Raw genomic sequence first — 17949 nt, forward strand, 5'->3', positions numbered from 1 at the left:
GGTTTTTAAACCAAATTCTCTTAACTTTTAACCGATTGCTTACTAATCATCAAAGCTAAACCGTCCCATTAAATGCCCTAAGTTTTCAACATTTGACGGCAATACTTACTATTCAGATCCCGCCTTGAGGTTCAATCTAATACTATATCGTATTGTTCTTGGGTATATAAATTCTCAACATCAAAGGTAATCACTCTACCAAGCAAATACTCTAAATCTGCTACCGTATCCGACTCTGAGGTGAGTAATAAATCAATGACTGAGGCATGGGCAACCACCGTAAACTTCTTAGGAGAATTATAGGTACGAGCACAGCGCATGATTTCACGAAATATTTCAAAACAGACCGTCTCAGCGGTTTTGACAAAGCCGCGCCCTTGACAAGTCGAGCAAGGCTCACATAGTTGCTGCCCAAGCGATTCACGAGTACGCTTACGGGTCATTTCAACCAAACCAAGCTCACTGACTTGAGTGATTTTGGTTTTGGCATAGTCTTGTACTAGCTGTGACTGCAAGCTCTCTAAGATATCATCCTTGTGCTGCTGCTCAAGCATATCGATGAAGTCTAGGATAATAATACCGCCTAGATTACGTAAGCGCAGCTGACGGGCTATCGCGTGTGTTGCCTCTAGATTTGTTTTGTAGACGGTATCTTCTAATGAACGCCCACCAACGAATGAGCCAGTATTGACATCAATGGTGGTCATCGCTTCGGTTTGGTCAATAATCAGATAGCCGCCCGACTTTAAATCAACGCGGCGTTTGAGCGCATCACGTAAATCATCTTCGACGCGGTGCACATCAAACAGCGACTGCTCAGCGGTATAATGTACTATGCGATCATAGACAAAAGGCACAAATTCTTTGGCAAAGTATCTAACCTGCTCATATATCTGTGCATTATCAATCACGACTTTTTCGGTACCAGCGTGTACCAAATCGCGGATAGAACGCAGTGGTAACGATAATTCTTGATAAATAAGCTCTGAACTTTGATTAGGCTTCATTTCTTGACGACGGGCACATATTGTCCGCCATAGTTGCAAGAGATAGTAGATGTCTTCTTCAAGTTTATCAACGGGGACACGTTCAGCGGCTGTACGTGCAATAAGACCGCCCTTGAGGTTGACGGTTTGCATCAGGCTAGTAAGCTCAGTCTTGAGACGGGTACGCTCTTCTTCACCATCAATACGCTGCGAGATACCGATATGCTCACTCGATGGCAAGTAGACCAGATAGCGAGATGGCAGTGATATATTGGTGGTTAAGCGCGCGCCTTTACTGCCTAACTGATCTTTGGTGACTTGAACTAAGATACGTTGGCTCTCGTGTAGGCGATGCTGGATGAGAGTTTTCGAAACTGATACAACTTCTGTGTTCTGCGTACTTATTACAGGCGGCGTGATGGCTAAATCGTCAGCCGTCACCTCTATAATAGTGCGCTCATCACCAGTCTTTTCGACTTTACTGCTTTTGGCAGCTGGACGAGGTTCACGCTGCATATCATTAACGTGTAAGAATGCAGTACGTGACTGACCAATATCGACAAAGGCTGCCTGCATACCCGGCAGAACGCGCACCACTGTACCCAAGTAAATGTTACCAACCAAACCCAGTTTATGATGACGCTCAATATAAATCTCGCCCAAGATACCGTTATCTAATACGGCGACACGGGACTCCATGGGACTAATATTAATCAGCAGCTCTTCGGACATAGTATTTTCTCTTATCACTTAGCTTTCTGGTGAAGCATTCATAGTTTGGTAGCCTGACAGTGTAACAAATGCCACTTGCTTTTGCCCATGACACAAGCGTGTCATTATGTGCAGATGGCTTAATATCAAGCTTCATCTTAAAGCACTGCTGAATCCATACCCCTGCTCTAAACTTTTTGAGCATGTAAGCTTTATTAGGTATTATCTATTTAGGCATCAAAATTTTAAAGCGTATCAGTGTCATTCATCTCTTTAATCAATGCCAGCGTTTGGGCAAGCGGTAAGCCTACCACATTGGTATAGCTGCCATTGATACGGCTAACCCAAGCCGCACCCAAACCTTGAATACCATAGCCACCTGCCTTGTCTACAGGCTCGCCGCTGTCCCAATAATCACTCATCATCTCTAGGGTAAGCGCTACAAAGGTGACCTCTGTACGTTCAATAATTTGTTGCTGATTGATGATTTGCCATACTTGCTCATTGTTGAACTCATCAGAACGTTTAGGCTGTAATGAGAGTTGCGTTGCCTGTACCGCCGTCCATACTTCATGAGTACTATCGGACATTTGCTGCCACATACGATAAGCATCTTCGCGATTATTTGGTTTGACCAAGACTGTTTTGCCATCTGGCAATACCCCAATGGTATCAGAGGTCAATAAAATAATGGGCTTCAATAAGAGTGATTGATATAAGTGAGCGTCATTATTCTTTAACTGTCTATTTAGCTGCACAGTTGCTGCCTCTGCTTTGGCGGCGATCATACGGACAGTATAATCTTTGGGCGACTCATCTTGATAAGGCGTTTCATCGATATCAACGCTGATGACCGTAAATTCTAGTTGCACTCTACTTAGTAACTCGCGACGACGCGGCGAGCCGGATGCTAGGATAATATCCATCACTACTCTCTATATTATGTAGAAACTTGATATTGATAGGTTTAGTCATAAATAAACGAGGGTCGTTTATCGTAGATGCTTATAAAAACCATGTGTGATGAAAATACTTGTATTGATAATCGATGTAATAATCAATCTGATTAACGCACAAATTTTCGTAACGTCAATAGTACCAATGGCCAGCTAATAATACTCATCAATAAAGAAAAAGTAGATTGGGCAACAAAGACATCTTGTACAAACATCTGTAGCATCCACAGACTCGCTTGAAATACAAATAATCCTAAACTCGCTATTATCCATGCACTAATCGTATTTAGCTGTCTGATATAGATACTGGTCACCTTTATCATAAGCGCCACTGCCACAGCAGAAAAAGCCTGCTGTCCTAAATGAGTATCCATCAGCAAATCAGCAATAAGGCCAATAGCAAAGGCACTAAAAATGCCTACATAACGCGGCTGAAACAATAACCAAAAAATCAATACCATGATCATGATCATAGGACGCAATGTGGCCATACTAGGACTTAATGGATAAACACTGAGCGATGAGGCAATAATAAAACTCAGTACAATCACGGCATGCAGCAGCCCATTTGCATGATCAGAATCAGGATATGCCATGAATACGTACCTTTAGCGGATGTTTAGCAGCTACTTAATAATGAATTCAGCATTGCAGGGAATAAAAAACGAGGAGTAAAGCAGCGCACTTAAATAGAATAGCGGCTGATTATCGGGCAATGATTATCTCTAACAATGACCATCAAGACTCATTGATGCCAATATTGTTTTTATTAGCCAGCTTGTCTTGCAATATCAGCACATAAGCATTATCAACAAAGTTTGCGGCAGGTGTGACATCAATGCTTCTAAAATTATCCGCTTGCGTGTCTTCAATATGGGTGATACGACCAACACGGTAGCCTGCAGGGATACGCCCACCTAATCCAGACGAGACCAGCTCATCCCCGACGCGTACATCTGAGGTTTTAAAGACATATTCAAGGCTCAATGAAGTAGGTATACCCTGACCGGTGACAATAGCGCGCTGACCTGTCCGCTTGACAGTAACGGCAACGGACTGCTGCTCATCAGTAATAAGCAATAAACGGCTGGTATTAGGATAGACATTGATAATCTGACCTAAAATGCCGTTTTCATCAATGACCGTTTGCCCAACTTGTACCCCATCTTGCTCCCCTTTATTCAACACCACAATTTGACGCAGTAGATTGGTGTCAGTACCAATTACCTGTGCCAGATTTAAATCAAATTGTTCAGGGCGCGTGGTCGATAGAATACCTTGCAGGCGAGCGTTTTGCGCCAAGATATAATCTTGCTGCTGCAATTTAGCTTGCGCGTGAATAAGTTGAGATCTGAGCTGCATGTTTTCGCGGCGCAGCGTTTCTTTTGATTGTAGGCTGCCGCTTGACCAGTGTTGTGCATAACTGGGTAATAATGACAGCTCGTAAATAGGCTGCATTGCGGCGTGGCTCGTTGAGCGTATAGGCTTGAACCATTCTGGATTTTTGCTATCAAACCACATCAATATCAATGCCACTATTAATAAAACAGCAGTTATACGAAGCGCGAGTGGCTGGCGAGCAAAAATACTTGGAGTCATAGTTCGTCTAATGTAGAGGTTTTAATGTGAGCATTAGCCAGCACTGAATAGCACTATATAAAAGGCATTTAATATCAAAAAAAGCTCAGTATCTATCAGATATTGATTGCCTTTATTGATAATATTAAAGGCAACCTTTTGGCTACCTTCAATGTTATTCATCTATCCTTTCTCATGCCTAGTTATCGTTAACTTCAGCCTTATCTAACATTGCTAGTATGACAATGCTTGATAAACAGTGATTTATACAAAAATCATATTTAGGCTTTTGTTATTGATAAAATCAAGCGCAATACCGCCACCACGGCTCACGCAAGTTAATGGATCTTCAGCGACTGTAACTGGTAAGCCTGTCTCTCTTGAGATGAGCTTATCTAGGTCACGTAATAGTGCGCCGCCACCGGTCAAGACAATACCGCGTTCAGCGATGTCTGATGACAACTCTGGTGGCGTCTGCTCAAGTGCTGCTTTTACCGCGCTGACGATACCACTCAGCGGATCACTCAAAGCTTTCTGCACTTCTTCTGAGTTGACAGTGAAGGTTTTTGGTACGCCTTCTGCCATGCTACGTCCGCGTACTTCTACTTCTAACTGGCTGTCTTCATTTAGCGCGGAGCCAACTTCTTGTTTGATACGCTCAGCGGTGGTTTCACCAATCACGCAGCCATGAATACGACGTACATGGGTAATAATGGCATCATCAAACATATCGCCACCGATACGGATAGACTCAGCATAGACACAACCTGACAAAGCGATAACGGCAATCTCAGTGGTACCACCGCCGATATCAACGACCATCGAACCGCTGGCTTCATGAACCGGCATGCCAGCACCAATCGCTGCTGCCATTGGCTCTTCTAGTAACAATACTTTGCTGGCGCCAGCTGACGATACCGCTTCACGAATCGCTTTACGCTCAACAAGGGTAGACTTGCAAGGCACGCAAACCACCACATTAGGCTGGGCCATAAAACGCTTCGCTTTTACCTTGGCGATAAAATGCTTAAGCATTTTTTGCGTCACTTCAAAGTCAGCAATCACGCCGTCTTTTAAAGGGCGGATAGCCGTAATATTGGCAGGCGTACGACCCAGCATCTGCTTGGCATCAATACCAACAGCAGCAACGGTAGGGTTCTGTGTGCGATTGCTTCTTAAAGCGACCACCGTAGGCTCATCGAGCACCACGCCTTTACCAGGAATAAAAATAAGGGTGTTCGCAGTACCGAGGTCGATTGCGATATTATTTGATAAAAATCCAAACAGGTTCATGACTAATATTTCCAGCGTATTACAAATGAGGCGAATGAGGCAAATGAGAGTGACCGAGGGATTACTCGTCAGTATTGAGCAGGTCGTCTTTAGACATTACCCGTGGCGAGAGTTTATCATCGTAACAAGTCAAACCGAAGCTATAATGATGAAATGAAAAAACTGAGCTAAATTATACCGATTTGGCTCAAAAAAAACACAGATATTTGCATCAGTACGCTAGGATTTTGCGCTTATGCGCTAAAAGTTGTTACAAAGTTTGAAATCGCAGACCATACCAGCCGCTTTGATGAAACAGCCTTTAATTCAATCACTAACAAGCAGCTACCGTCTTATGATATTTACTAAGTAATTTGCTTGATAACTTGCTTAGCAGCAGCTACCCACTGTAACGTATTTCGTCATTAAATGGGGAGCTATTGACCATCAACTTTTTACTATCCAGTCAGCTTTGCATAATTGCTTATTAAGTTGAGCCTTTTTTAATAGAAGAGTCGTGAATAAAGCCCTTTTAAACAATCTTGTGAGTAAAGATTGTGCTGTAATCAAGTGTCCTGCTCTGTAAACTTCGGTCAGATGCTTTATAATAAAGCCACTGTATATTTACATCTTTATATAAGTCGCTTATTTTAGTGCTTATCTGTTTTAGTCATATTCTACTCTAACAAAAACTGTCCGTAACTGGAGACACTATGTCACAGCAACCATTAACGTCTGACAACACTGTCAGCCGTGAAGAAATTCTAGAAGTTGCCAACCTTGCCCGTTTAGGTGTCGATGAAAATACTGCCGATAGCTATGCTGCTGATATCTCTAAAATACTTAAGCTGATGAACACGCTTGGTAATGTCGATACCACCGATATCAAACCTTTATCAAATATTCATGAAGCTTGCCAAGATTTGCGTGCTGATGTCGCTAAACACGATATCAATCGTGAACGCAATCAATCGGTTGCCCCTGCTGTCGAAGATGGCTTGTATTTGGTACCGCAAGTGATTGAATAGGCGGCTGTCGCTCTCTGATTTCGTATCTTACTTTATGCTATTAACATTTTGACGGACGACACCTTATGTCTGAACTTCATTTATTAAGTACCCAGCAGCTCATTACTGGTCTGCAAGACAAACAATTTAGCAGCCTTGAGCTGACTGACCACTACATCAAACGTATTAACGCCCTTGATAGCAAGATTAACAGTTTTATCACTCATACCTCTGAGACAGCGCGCGCGCAAGCACAAGCGGCGGACGAGATGCGTGTACAAGGGGACAAACGCCCATTACTTGGCGTACCCATGGCGCATAAAGATATTTTTTGTACTCAAGGCGTATTGACGACCTGTGGCTCTAAAATGCTGCATAACTTTATCTCTCCTTATGATGCGACCATCGTCACTAACATTGATAAAGCTGGAATGATTAGCCTGGGTAAGCTCAATATGGATGAGTTTGCGATGGGCTCAGACAATGAAAGCTCATATTATGGTGCGGTGCACAATCCTTGGAACATAGCGCATGTACCTGGTGGCTCATCAGGTGGTAGTGCAGCAGCCGTTGCAGCAGGATTTGTACCCGTTGCGACTGGTAGTGATACCGGTGGCTCTATTCGTCAGCCTGCCTCATTTTGCGGCTTAACGGGCATCAAACCTACTTATGGTCGCGTCTCTCGCTTCGGTATGATTGCTTATGCCTCGAGTCTTGATCAAGCTGGTAGTATGGGTCGCAGTGCCATGGACTGTGCCTTCCTATTACAGCCAATGATTGGTCATGACCCACGCGATGCGACTTCTATCAAATACGACATGCCTGATTATGTACAAGATTTAAATGACGCTGCTACCAGCGCTGGTGATAAACCGTTTGCCGGTTTACGTATTGGCGTTGCTAAAGAATATTTTAGTAAAGGACTTGATACTGAAGTCGAACAAGCAGCTCGTGCAGCGTTAAAGAAATACGAAGAACTTGGCGCGACCATTGTAGAGGTGACAATCACTGATCCAGAGATCACCCTTGCTACCTATTATATGCTCGCACCAGCTGAAGCATCATCAAACCTATCACGCTTCGATGGTGTGCGCTTTGGGTATCGCTGTGAAAACCCTAAAGACTTGATTGACTTATATACGCGCTCGCGTTCTGAAGGCTTTGGTCCTGAAGTACAGCGCCGTATTTTGTCAGGGACTTATGCGCTATCTGCTGGTTACTTTGATGCTTATTATACTAAGGCCCAAAAAGTGCGCCGCATAATTATCAAAGACTTCGAAGATGCTTTTGCCAACTGTGATGTGATCGCCAGTCCAACGGCGCCAACAGCAGCTTATAAACTTGGTGAAGACCTCGATCCTGCAACGATGTACTTGGGTGATGTTTATACCATTGGTGTCAACTTAGCGGGTCTACCTGCGCTTAGTCAGCCAGTTGGTTTAACCTCAGCAGGCTTGCCTATTGGTTTGCAATTGATTGGACAATATTGGCAAGAGAGCAAATTGCTCTCTACTGCTCATTTATTCCAGCAGCATACAGATCATCATCTGCAACACTCTACCATCGCGAAGGAGACGGTATAATGAATACAGCAACTACTACTGATAACAACGCCGTTCGCAAACACGATGTTCGTAAAGAGCTATTCGTCGATGGTTATGAAGTGGTCATCGGTATCGAGATTCACTGTCAGCTGAACACAGAAAGTAAGATATTCTCGAGCGCGCCGACTGACTTCGGTCACGAGCCAAACAGCCAAGCCAGTATTGTAGATTTAGGCTTACCGGGTGTCTTGCCAGTGCTAAATGCTGGTGTGGTTGATCGTGCGCTAAAATTTGGTATCGGCGTCAACGCTGAGCTGGGTCTATTTAATACTTTTGACCGCAAAAACTACTTTTACCCTGATTTACCGAAAGGCTATCAAATCACCCAGATGGCCAACCCTATCGTTGGCGAAGGCTATATAGATGTCGTGGTCAATGAAGGTGAAAAGAACGAATATCCAAAACGTATGGGTATCACCCGCGCGCATCTAGAAGAAGATGCTGGTAAATCAGTACACGATGCCGTCGATGGTATGACGGGCGTGGATCTAAACCGCGCTGGTACGCCACTGATCGAAATTGTCTCTGAACCTGATATGCGCTCAGCTCACGAAGCACTGGCCTATATCAAAGCCATTCATCAGCTGGTCACGTGGCTAGGTATCTCAGATGCTATCATGGCAGAAGGCTCATTCCGCTGTGATTGTAACGTCTCTATCCGTAAGCCTGAAAGCGAGCTTGGTACACGTACTGAGCTAAAGAACCTCAACTCATTCCGCTTCATCGAGCGTGCCATCAATCGCGAAATAGAGCGTCAGATTGACATCTTAGAAGACGGCGGTAAAGTTGTGCAAGCAACGATGCTTTATGACCCAGAGCGCGACGAAACTCGTGTTATGCGTACCAAAGAAGATGCCAATGATTATCGCTACTTCCCTGATCCTGACTTGCTACCTGTGCGTATTGAGCAGCATACGGTTGATAGCATTCGTGCAGCGATGCCTGAGTTACCAGTTGCCCGCCGTGCGCGTTTTGAAGAAGCGCTTGGTCTTTCAGAATATGACGCTCGTATCTTGACTGGTAGCCGTCAAATTGCTGATTACTTTGAAAGTGTGGTTGCAGAAATTGGGCAAGCAGATGCCAAAATGGCAGGCAACTGGGTAATGGGCGACCTACTTGGTGCGTTGAATAAAGATGATAAGGAAATTACTGACTCCCCTATCAGTGCCAAGCAATTGGCTGGTATGCTATCGCGTATCAAAGACGATACCCTATCTGGCAAACTAGCTAAGAAGGTCTTTAGTGCCTTATATGAGCGCGAAGGTGGCGATGCTGATGATGCAGCAGATAAAATCATCGAGGAAAAAGGTCTTAAGCAAGAAACTGATACGGGCGCTATCAAAACCATCGTTGAAGACGTCATTGCTAAGAATGCAACGATGGTTGAAGAGTATCGCGGCGGTAAAGAAAAAGCCTTCAATGGTTTAGTTGGTCAAGTAATGAAAGCCAGTCGCGGTAGTGCTAATCCACAGCAAGTCAACCAAATTCTAAAAGAGTTACTGGGTTAAGGTTAACTGCTCATTGGTTATACTGGCTATGATATGTAAAATACAATTGTAGATTTTGGCTAAAATAAATAGCTCTTGCAATATGCATAATTTTGCGTAAAATAGTCAGTCATTCGGGGCGTAGCGCAGTCTGGTAGCGCACTACACTGGGGGTGTAGTGGTCGCAGGTTCAAATCCTGCCGTTCCGACCAAACATAGTAGTAAAGAGAGAAGCCAATCATTGTTTTCAATGGTTGGCTTTTTTTTGTGCTAAATTTGGCTAGGGATTGTATGATGCTTCATTGAGCAAACAATAATAAAAATCGTGCAAGGCATGAGGAACAATCGAAAGCCATTCGTTCATATAGCTTTAGGCTGGCTTGTCTTATATTTACTTTGATTTAAGGGTTCATAGAGGTATGAATTATGCCATTAGAAAATAGTGATCAGCGAAATAGAGAAAACGAAGCACTCAAAAATAGAATTGCTGAGCTTGAGCACGAAATAAAATACATAAAAGAAAACTCAACGATGAATGGAGAGTTCATTAGTATAGCTTTACCAGATGACTCATATGAATTACTGCTAAAGGCAGCTAAAGAAAAAGGTGTCCATGTAGAGGAAAGCGTTAGTAAAGAGGTAATGAAATTTATATATGAAATTATGCCATATTTTAAAGCGTTTGAAGTTAAAGACGATAGCAAACTGTCAAAAGAGCGAATGAAACTTTTAAGTTATCTAGAATCTCGATGTGATTTAATAGATTTGTTTCCTTTAATGGCAAAAGCTAAAATTTCACCAAATGAGCATAATCAATTAAATGAACGTAACGAAAAAAGCTATCAAACCACTATAGGCTTATTACTAGAGTTAATGACTTCACCCAAAGGAATTGAGAGTAAGCAACCATTTTCAAGTCAAGCCGTTATCATTAGTGCAATTGTAGAACAGAGTATATACGGGCAAGGCAAAAGCACCTTAGAATCTCGTTTTAGTAATGCTAATGACGTATTGGCTGATGTAAAAAAGAAGTGATATAAATACAAAGTTTTCACCCCGAAAAAATTTATACCCCAAGTAGGGCATGAACTCACCTCATTTAAGGTGATACAAACAACTTCCTTCCATAAACTAGCAACAATAAGCCGTATCAATCAAGTTACGGTAAATTATGGAGCTAGATAATGACTCAGCAAGATTACACCCCACCTCATTTAGAACAGCAGTCACCTTATAATGAATCCAGCAACTTACCAAAATGGCTACTGCCAATACTAAAAACGGTATTCAGTATCCTATTGCCTTACTTGCTATCACCGCCTGATATCAGCATTCATATTCATCACATTAATATCATATTTTAAAGCCAAAAAACTGAGCACTACCCTAGCCGATACTCGTGTCCTATAGACTTTTATAGAGCGAGCCGTTAGGGTAAATGCTACATCTTTGCATTGGTTCAACTTATGTCAGAGCCTATCGCTCAGCCCACATCTACTCGCCTTATAAATGACGCACCTTGGGAAACTTACCAGCGACCTTATGTGCGTGATTTGGCGTATGTGCTTGCTTGCCCAAACGTTTTGACTAAATGGCTTGACGTTGCGCCTTACCAAAATACTCACACTATCTCGGTGCACAGTGCCAGCTTTTGGCAAACGCAATTTGAAGCGTATCAAGTACGTTTAGACGAGCTGGATAGCACCAATGATTATCAGGCGCTGACGCGCTACTTACTAAAGCGTCCAAGCCCCAATCGCTTAGGTTTTCATTTCGAAGGCTTACTGTCATTTTGGTTAGAGGATGGCTTTGCTCGTAAGTTGCATCCGTACGAGATGCTTGCTAATAATGTGCAATTATTTAACGGCAAGCAGACGACGGGTGAGCTGGATTTGATTTTATATAATCATGAGGAGAAGCTCACTGAACATTGGGAGCTGGCTATCAAGTTCTTTATGGGGTCAGCGCCCTTTGAGCCGATCAACTGGGTCGGTATCAACTCCAACGACAATCTACAACGCAAAATGACCCACATGCAAACCAAGCAGTTTGGTAGCATTTGGGTAGATACCGAAAATCATGGACAAGTTAAAATCGGTAAGCGTTATGGGGTGATAAAAGGGCGGTTCTTTTTACCAATCAATACCTGCAATTTTACTTATCCGTCTTGGTTATCACCAAGCTTTCCTATACACGAATGGTGTGATAAGTACGACACAAGCACTCTCGCGACTCTTGATATAAGGGCATTACGAGCCGCCCATTATATTGAATGGTTTACTAGGCGCGATTTTTATGACGGTCGTCAGTCGCCACTGAACAATTCTAAAAACGATATATTAAAAACAGGTTTATATTTTGCAGGCGATAGACCTATTGTCATTTATCCTAAGCAGACCGAACAAGTAGAAAATAAACTTTAAGCTTTTATCATCATCTTAATAGCTTTTAATAACTTTCAATTACTTGCATCAGCTCATATCTCAGCATGTCGGCACTCGGCATGCGCTCCGCATGAAAACGCACGATAGCAATGCCCGCACTGGCAAGCGCCTTGTCTTTTTTGTCATCGGCTTTTTGCCTTGCTTTACTGCTATGTGTCCAATCATCAAGCTCGATGGCAACCAAAGTAGTCTGCGCATCGATATCAACAATCACATAATCAACGCTTTGGCGGCAGATACGATTGAACCAAAAACTGCGCTCAGACGTCTCATTACTGTTCGCTTCGATAATCCGTGATAGCTGTACTTGCACAAAAATATGATATTCCGGTAATGCATTTTTTAACTTATTAAAAAATATCACTTCAGTAGGGGTCATGATAGGCATCGGCGCAAACGGCCAAATAGCCAACTCATCACCGCGTACAGGCGTCGGATCTGGTTCAATAGCTTGTTTATTAGAAAATAATTTTGGTAAGGTAATCAGCCCCAAAAAGCCAACTGCCAATATTAAAAATATAGCGCCAAATGACATGGTTTTACCTTATGCAATATCTAAGCAGGTAGATAGTTTGCCTATATGCTAGCCTAGCTAACATAACAAACTACCTTTAACTGCAGCAGGTCGACCCTTATGGGCTAACAGGTTATACAGAGAGAAACAAAAATGGTGCTCATGGTAACTAAGTATGAGCAAATGGACAAACACTAAAACGAAAAACACGACAATAGATGTCGTGTTTTAATTATAAAGCATCAAATGATAATAAATGAAAGCACTCTCATTAAGATTTTAGCTGCTATTTCATTATCATGCGTTTAGCAGTTTAACAACATCTAGCGCCAGTATAATACCCAAGCGCTGGTGGTATTCACTTTAGGGTCACTATTAATCTTATCCTTCAAGGCTAAAGCGGCTACTTTACCACGCTCAGGACCGACAATAACCCGTACACCGCGACTCGTCGGGCTGGTCTTAACTTGATAACCTGCAGATTGGAATTTTTTTGCCATCTCATCCGCTTTGGATTGGTCGTTTGCTAACGCTACTTGTACCCCAAAGCTACCTTTAGCATCGGTTTCTTTGACTTCTTTACGGGCTTCGCTGAGTTTTTGCTGAGCATCACGTTTAGCGTCTGCTGACTTTTTTGCTAAAGCTTCTTCTCTTTGACGCTTTTCTTCACGTGCCTGTTCAGCCGCCGTCGCTTCTCGCTCTAAACGCTCTACTTGCTTACGCGAGGGAATCGTAATGGTTTGACCAAGATTTAGCGATGTTGATGGTGAGAGATTATTGGCTTGAGCTAAGACTTCTACCGGCATATCGTACTGGCGTGCCAGTTTAATCAGCCCATCTCCTCTTTTGACTTGATAGTCAGAGGGCGACTTAGGTGGGGTCTTTTTTGCGGCTTCATCCGCCTCGCGCTTTTTTTCCGCAGCTACTTGCGCTTCAGCCTGCTTTTTAACGTCTGCTTCTTTTTTGCTATCTGCTAATTTCTTAGCAGCAGCTTGCTCTCTAATAGTTGCTTGTCTTTCAGCTGCCTGCTGCTCTGCTAGTGCTTTCTTCTTTGCTTCAGCACCATCAGTGGACGTCTCTGCACTAGAAGGCGCTGATATAGGTGTTGCAAGTGTGTTCTTCGTCGCCTCTTTATTAGTACTGTTAGTATCAGCGTTATCTTCGATACTTGGTGTGGTGCTCGCCAGATATTGCTGACTTTCAGCGCGTGCTTTTGCCAATGCTTGCGCCTCTGCCGCTTCTTGTTCAGTTAAGAACTGCTGAGCACGCTTTTCTTGTTCTGCAACGCGAGCGGCACGCTCTTTTTGTTTTTGTGCCAAGATACGTTTTTCTGTTTCGATATCTGTTGTCAGTGGTTGTACAGACGTAGGCTCAGCACTCGGTTGATCGATCATTGCCGATGCTGGCTGTGATTTATTGGTATCACCAATTTGTTGTACCATGGCGTATAGCATCACGCTACCACCGATAATCATCCCAATGCCCAATAAGGCTTGTCTCGAAAAATTCATCCGTTTACGTCTCTTAGTTGGTAATAAGGTTGATTGGGCGGCGCGGTTATTGTTTTAAACTATATTATAGATAGCTTAAATCAGCAAGCCATTAGCGCCAGTTGCTTCCATCCGTTTTAATACTAATGCGCTAGGTTTTAATCACTTTGATTATAAAGCATATTTTTCATGCTGTCTGCCACCACGCTATTACTAAGACTAACATCAAACAGTCAATGTTTTAACGTAAATTATCGCGTTTCAAGCGTAGACAATGCCTCTCCAATCGTATGAAAAGAGCCACAGACTACAATCAAATCTTGTGGCTGACTGGCATTTATAATCGCATGAGTGGCTTCTTGCAAACGCGCAAACTCATGTATCTGAGCATCATCGACATAGCTCGCTAAGATACCTTGCAAATGATCCGTAGTGGCAGCACGTGGATAATCAATTTCAGCGATGAACCAATCACTGATTGGTAAGCCTGCTGTCGTCAAACGCTGCACCACTTTATTAATATCTTTATCACCTAGCATAGAAAACAACATTTTAATGGTAGCAGGTTCACCTGAAGTTTGATTAACTTGTTCAGATGTACTTTGCTGTGTTAAATGCTGCTGCCAAAGCGGTAATAATTGCGCCAATAAAAACTCAACGCCTTGATCATTATGCGCCACATCAAATAGCCAATGACGCTCATGGACTTCACGATAATCGAAGCGACCGGCAAGCTTAACTGTTTTTAGCGCTTGCCCTATAGCATTGGTATCGACGTCTAAGGGACTTGCAAGTACTGCTGACAGAGCATTGGCAGTATTGGTCAATGACAGTGCGGGTCGAGGCAATTGCAGAGTGACAGCGGCATTGCTATATTGCCACGTAGTCGAATTATTTTCACAATAGCTGAACTCTTTACTGACTTGATAACAAGTCGCCTGATGCTTATCTATCGCTTGCTGTACGCTATTTGGCATCTCTGTAGCACCGTAAATGACGCTAATCCCATCACGTAAAATACCTGCTTTTTCCGCTCCGATGGCTTCCACATTATCACCCAACCAATCAACATGATCGATGGCAATATTGGTAATCACTGCCATATCAGGGTCGATGATATTGACCACATCTAAGCGACCGCCCAGCCCTACTTCTAACACCCAAACATCGCAATCCGCTTCAGAGAATATGAGCAAAGCTGCCAGTGTTGTCATCTCAAAAAATGACAATGTTAAATCACATTGCAACCGTGCCGCTTCTACCTTGCTAAAGGCAGCAATCAGGGTTTCATCGCTGACCATCTCGCCATCGATCCGTACCCGCTCGTTAAAGACGCTCAAGTGCGGCGATTGATATAAGGCAGTTTTATATCCTGCGGCTTGGCACATCTGCGCGATGACCGCAGTCGTCGAGCCTTTGCCATTAGTACCTGCAACCGTAAATACATAGGCGTCATCTTTGGCTGATTGTACGACTCCCAATGCCTCAGCAACTGGCAGTACTCGTGACAGCCCCATATCTATCGCCGAGACATGAATCTGCTGCATATAATTCAGCCATTCGGTTAAGGTGGCTTGGTTGTCAGGGCTATTACTGGGGCTATGAGACGCTAAAGAATCAGACATGGACAGAACCTATATCAAAGTTTGAGATAAAAGATAAAACTTATAAAAAAATAAAAACAGTATGACTAGCTTGCTACAAAGCAAAAATAGCATTTACCGTTATTCACGATAAATGCTATTCATTAGTTTTACATATTTGGCAGATATTAGCACGCCGCTCGATCATTATGCAGCGAAATTATAAAACAGCTGCTTGAATCTAACCCACGTGTTTTTATTTTTACTACCTACTGAGCATCAACATTGGGTACGCTACACAGTTTCGCCAGCAGACGATAAATGGTATCAATCATTTGATGACGATGTACCACTTCGTCAACCACACCATGCTCTAGCAAAAACTCTGCACGTTGAAACGGCTCTTCTAGTGTCTCACGTACTGTCTGTTCAATCACACGCTTACCAGCAAAGCCAATCATAGCTTTTGGTTCTGCTAAGTGAATGTCACCAAGCATCGCAAGAGATGCGGTCACACCGCCATAAACAGGATTGGTCAGTACCACGATATATGGCACGCCAGCAATTCTCAAACGCTCGATTGCTGCTGCTGTTCTTGCCATTTGCATCAATGATAGCAAGCCTTCTTGCATACGCGCACCACCAGAGGCAGCGAAACAGACCAAAGGTACTCTGTCTGCGAGGGCTTTTTCGGCAGCTTGAACAAAACGGTCGCCAACCACCGAGCCCATAGAGCCACCCATAAATCGAAAGTCAAAGGCACAAGTTACGATATCGAGATTGCGTAATTTGCCATATAGCACAATCAGCGCTTCACTCTCTTTCGTTTTTTCTTGTGCTTCTGCCATGCGATTTGGATACGGCTTACTGTCTACAAACTTTAACGGGTCTTTGGCAGTAAACTCTTGCCCAAGCTCGCCTTCTACCTTATCAAGCAGCCAGTTCAAGCGCTCACGAGCACTCATTGGCAAATGATGGTCACAATGCGGGCACACGTAACAGTTAAAAATCAGCGCTGTATTGGTAATGATCGAATGGCAGCTGCTGCATTTTGTAGAAGGCTCTGTCTCTACAGCGGTCAATTGCGCCGTTAATTGCTGTTTGATACCCGGAATCGGGCGCTCAAACCATGATTGACCAGCTTTATTGCCATTCTGCTGCAGGCTTGTACTATCGTTATTTATATCAGGTTTTGTCATCGTATCAGTCATATTATTCGCCATTATCTAAGGCTTATTGGCAAGCTCACTTGTGCACTTGTCCGTAAGAGTCCATTTATAAGAATCAGTTTAATCGTCACATATCCTCATGACTTTAGCAATTATAAGGCACGCTAATGCATAACTGTGACCATTTATATGTGATGTTAGTTTACACACGTAAACTAACTTTAGCAAAGCCATTTGCCTGTGTCTTTATAAACATTGTTATAAATACTGTCATAAATATTGTGACGATAACTTGCCCAACTGTTTGAGCGGGTGCTTATAAACTATCGAGTGCGCCGCGTAACTCATCCATTTTTGCCATAATTTTCTGCTGAGCATTAGCGACTGCAGTGATATCATTGGCATCGATATCAGCAAAGTTCTGTACCAATGCACTACCGACGATAATACCATCCGCATGAGCACCAATTGCTTTGGCAGAAGTCGCATCACGAATACCAAAGCCCACACATACTGGCAAATCCGTCTCTGCTTTAATGGCTTGTACTTGCTTTGCAACATCGTCAGTATCTAGCGTTGCTGAACCCGTCACGCCTTTTAAAGACACGTAATAGATATAACCACCGCAATGGGTCAATACTTGCTGACGACGTTCAGCCAGCGTAGTTGGTGATAATAAGAAAATCTCATTCATCGCGTGCTCAGTCAAATGCTGGGTAAAGCTACCCGCTTCTGCTGGCGGCAAATCAACCATCAAAATACCATCGACGCCTGACTGCTCACATAAAGAGACAAAGTTATCATAACCGATAATCTCTACTGGATTAAGGTAACCCATCAGGATAATTGGCGTCTGCGTATCTTGCTGACGGAACTCTTTGACCATCTTTAGTGCATCACGAGTGCTCGTACCCGCTGCTAATGCACGCTCGCCTGCCAATGCTACTGTAGGACCATCTGCCATTGGGTCAGAAAATGGTAAGCCCACTTCAATCATATCTGCGCCATGCTTGACTAAATCATGCAGCAAGCCAACAAAGTTGCTTGGATTGGGATCGCCTGCCATCACATAAGGGATGAGTGCTTTTTTATTTTGTGCTTTTAGGGTTTCAAAGGTGCTTTCAATTCGGGTCATAGTGGTCTCTTAA

Annotated in this window: 17 protein-coding genes and 1 tRNA gene; 7 read left to right on the plus strand and 11 right to left on the minus strand. The window is 43.3% G+C overall.

The annotated features are described in order from the left end of the window. Positions 1 to 131: 131 nt before the first annotated feature. The 6 genes from VLA57_RS05150 to VLA57_RS05175 form a co-directional block, all read right to left on the minus strand. Complete coding sequence (locus VLA57_RS05150) at positions 132 to 1718, minus strand: Rne/Rng family ribonuclease (protein WP_333954482.1); 1587 nt, start codon at positions 1716 to 1718, stop codon at positions 132 to 134. 224 nt (positions 1719 to 1942) lie between these two features. Beyond that, the gene (locus VLA57_RS05155) at positions 1943 to 2623 is read right to left on the minus strand and encodes a Maf family protein (protein WP_333954483.1); all 681 of its coding nucleotides are present in this window, start codon (positions 2621 to 2623) and stop codon (positions 1943 to 1945) included. Positions 2624 to 2763: 140 nt separating this feature from the next. Continuing rightward, the gene (gene mreD / locus VLA57_RS05160; protein WP_133105432.1) at positions 2764 to 3249 is read right to left on the minus strand and encodes a rod shape-determining protein MreD; all 486 of its coding nucleotides are present in this window, start codon (positions 3247 to 3249) and stop codon (positions 2764 to 2766) included. A gap of 142 nt (positions 3250 to 3391) precedes the next feature. After that, positions 3392 to 4252: a rod shape-determining protein MreC gene (gene mreC / locus VLA57_RS05165; protein ID WP_020442809.1), complete on the minus strand. Its 861-nt coding sequence runs from the start codon at positions 4250 to 4252 to the stop codon at positions 3392 to 3394. Between the two features lie 33 nt (positions 4253 to 4285). Next, complete coding sequence (locus tag VLA57_RS05170; protein WP_020442808.1) at positions 4286 to 4414, minus strand: hypothetical protein; 129 nt, start codon at positions 4412 to 4414, stop codon at positions 4286 to 4288. Positions 4415 to 4495: 81 nt separating this feature from the next. Beyond that, positions 4496 to 5533, minus strand: coding sequence for a rod shape-determining protein (locus VLA57_RS05175; protein ID WP_041752960.1), 1038 nt, complete (start codon positions 5531 to 5533; stop codon positions 4496 to 4498). 683 nt (positions 5534 to 6216) lie between these two features. Here VLA57_RS05175 and gatC point away from each other — a divergent pair. From gatC to VLA57_RS05210, 7 genes are all read left to right on the plus strand, one after another. Continuing rightward, entirely contained in the window at positions 6217 to 6531 is a 315-nt protein-coding gene (gene gatC, locus VLA57_RS05180) for an Asp-tRNA(Asn)/Glu-tRNA(Gln) amidotransferase subunit GatC (protein WP_011512845.1), read from the plus strand. 65 nt (positions 6532 to 6596) lie between these two features. Then, positions 6597 to 8093, plus strand: a complete 1497-nt coding sequence (gene gatA / locus VLA57_RS05185) for an Asp-tRNA(Asn)/Glu-tRNA(Gln) amidotransferase subunit GatA (protein ID WP_333954484.1) — start codon at positions 6597 to 6599, stop codon at positions 8091 to 8093. After that, positions 8093 to 9622: an Asp-tRNA(Asn)/Glu-tRNA(Gln) amidotransferase subunit GatB gene (gene gatB, locus VLA57_RS05190; RefSeq protein WP_333954485.1), complete on the plus strand. Its 1530-nt coding sequence runs from the start codon at positions 8093 to 8095 to the stop codon at positions 9620 to 9622. Before gatA ends, gatB begins: the two co-directional genes overlap by 1 nt. A 114-nt stretch (positions 9623 to 9736) precedes the next feature. Continuing rightward, positions 9737 to 9813, plus strand: a tRNA-Pro gene (locus tag VLA57_RS05195). Between the two features lie 214 nt (positions 9814 to 10027). Further along, the gene (locus tag VLA57_RS05200) at positions 10028 to 10636 is read left to right on the plus strand and encodes a hypothetical protein (RefSeq protein WP_333954486.1); all 609 of its coding nucleotides are present in this window, start codon (positions 10028 to 10030) and stop codon (positions 10634 to 10636) included. 149 nt (positions 10637 to 10785) lie between these two features. Then, on the plus strand, positions 10786 to 10965 hold the full coding sequence (locus VLA57_RS05205; protein ID WP_333954488.1) for a hypothetical protein: 180 nt from the start codon (positions 10786 to 10788) through the stop codon (positions 10963 to 10965). A 102-nt stretch (positions 10966 to 11067) separates the two neighbouring features. Next, the gene (locus tag VLA57_RS05210; protein WP_333954489.1) at positions 11068 to 12024 is read left to right on the plus strand and encodes a DUF1853 family protein; all 957 of its coding nucleotides are present in this window, start codon (positions 11068 to 11070) and stop codon (positions 12022 to 12024) included. A gap of 25 nt (positions 12025 to 12049) precedes the next feature. On the opposite strand, the gene VLA57_RS05215 is transcribed toward VLA57_RS05210, so the two are convergent. From VLA57_RS05215 to trpA, 5 genes are all read right to left on the minus strand, one after another. Next, positions 12050 to 12580, minus strand: a complete 531-nt coding sequence (locus VLA57_RS05215; RefSeq protein ID WP_333954490.1) for a DUF2726 domain-containing protein — start codon at positions 12578 to 12580, stop codon at positions 12050 to 12052. A gap of 302 nt (positions 12581 to 12882) precedes the next feature. Further along, positions 12883 to 14070, minus strand: coding sequence for an SPOR domain-containing protein (locus VLA57_RS05220; RefSeq protein ID WP_333954491.1), 1188 nt, complete (start codon positions 14068 to 14070; stop codon positions 12883 to 12885). 230 nt (positions 14071 to 14300) lie between these two features. Continuing rightward, positions 14301 to 15674 carry a bifunctional folylpolyglutamate synthase/dihydrofolate synthase gene (locus VLA57_RS05225; RefSeq protein ID WP_333954492.1) on the minus strand — a complete coding sequence of 458 codons (1374 nt, stop codon included), beginning with the start codon at positions 15672 to 15674 and terminating at the stop codon, positions 14301 to 14303. Between the two features lie 227 nt (positions 15675 to 15901). Beyond that, positions 15902 to 16855 carry an acetyl-CoA carboxylase, carboxyltransferase subunit beta gene (gene accD / locus VLA57_RS05230; RefSeq protein ID WP_333954494.1) on the minus strand — a complete coding sequence of 318 codons (954 nt, stop codon included), beginning with the start codon at positions 16853 to 16855 and terminating at the stop codon, positions 15902 to 15904. Between the two features lie 262 nt (positions 16856 to 17117). Continuing rightward, positions 17118 to 17936: a tryptophan synthase subunit alpha gene (gene trpA / locus VLA57_RS05235; protein WP_011512836.1), complete on the minus strand. Its 819-nt coding sequence runs from the start codon at positions 17934 to 17936 to the stop codon at positions 17118 to 17120. Positions 17937 to 17949: the final 13 nt, after the last annotated feature.

It is taken from the genome of Psychrobacter sp. S4(2024), from assembly GCF_036861305.1.
In the GTDB taxonomy this organism is placed as follows: Bacteria; Pseudomonadota; Gammaproteobacteria; order Pseudomonadales; family Moraxellaceae; genus Psychrobacter; species Psychrobacter cryohalolentis.

Excerpts from the sequence above, each read along its gene's own strand:
- mreC (WP_020442809.1), bottom strand. The coding sequence starts at position 4,252 with ATGACTCCAAGTATTTTTGCTCGCCAGCCACTCGCGCTTCGTATAACT.
- VLA57_RS05170 (WP_020442808.1), bottom strand. The coding sequence starts at position 4,414 with ATGAATAACATTGAAGGTAGCCAAAAGGTTGCCTTTAATATTATCAAT.
- trpA (WP_011512836.1), bottom strand. The coding sequence starts at position 17,936 with ATGACCCGAATTGAAAGCACCTTTGAAACCCTAAAAGCACAAAATAAA.
- VLA57_RS05225 (WP_333954492.1), bottom strand. The coding sequence starts at position 15,674 with ATGTCTGATTCTTTAGCGTCTCATAGCCCCAGTAATAGCCCTGACAAC.
- VLA57_RS05205 (WP_333954488.1), top strand. The coding sequence starts at position 10,786 with ATGACTCAGCAAGATTACACCCCACCTCATTTAGAACAGCAGTCACCT.
- VLA57_RS05215 (WP_333954490.1), bottom strand. The coding sequence starts at position 12,580 with ATGTCATTTGGCGCTATATTTTTAATATTGGCAGTTGGCTTTTTGGGG.
- gatB (WP_333954485.1), top strand. The coding sequence starts at position 8,093 with ATGAATACAGCAACTACTACTGATAACAACGCCGTTCGCAAACACGAT.
- VLA57_RS05220 (WP_333954491.1), bottom strand. The coding sequence starts at position 14,070 with ATGAATTTTTCGAGACAAGCCTTATTGGGCATTGGGATGATTATCGGT.
- VLA57_RS05200 (WP_333954486.1), top strand. The coding sequence starts at position 10,028 with ATGCCATTAGAAAATAGTGATCAGCGAAATAGAGAAAACGAAGCACTC.
- gatC (WP_011512845.1), top strand. The coding sequence starts at position 6,217 with ATGTCACAGCAACCATTAACGTCTGACAACACTGTCAGCCGTGAAGAA.
- VLA57_RS05210 (WP_333954489.1), top strand. The coding sequence starts at position 11,068 with ATGTCAGAGCCTATCGCTCAGCCCACATCTACTCGCCTTATAAATGAC.
- VLA57_RS05150 (WP_333954482.1), bottom strand. The coding sequence starts at position 1,718 with ATGTCCGAAGAGCTGCTGATTAATATTAGTCCCATGGAGTCCCGTGTC.
- VLA57_RS05155 (WP_333954483.1), bottom strand. The coding sequence starts at position 2,623 with ATGGATATTATCCTAGCATCCGGCTCGCCGCGTCGTCGCGAGTTACTA.
- accD (WP_333954494.1), bottom strand. The coding sequence starts at position 16,855 with ATGGCGAATAATATGACTGATACGATGACAAAACCTGATATAAATAAC.
- mreD (WP_133105432.1), bottom strand. The coding sequence starts at position 3,249 with ATGGCATATCCTGATTCTGATCATGCAAATGGGCTGCTGCATGCCGTG.
- gatA (WP_333954484.1), top strand. The coding sequence starts at position 6,597 with ATGTCTGAACTTCATTTATTAAGTACCCAGCAGCTCATTACTGGTCTG.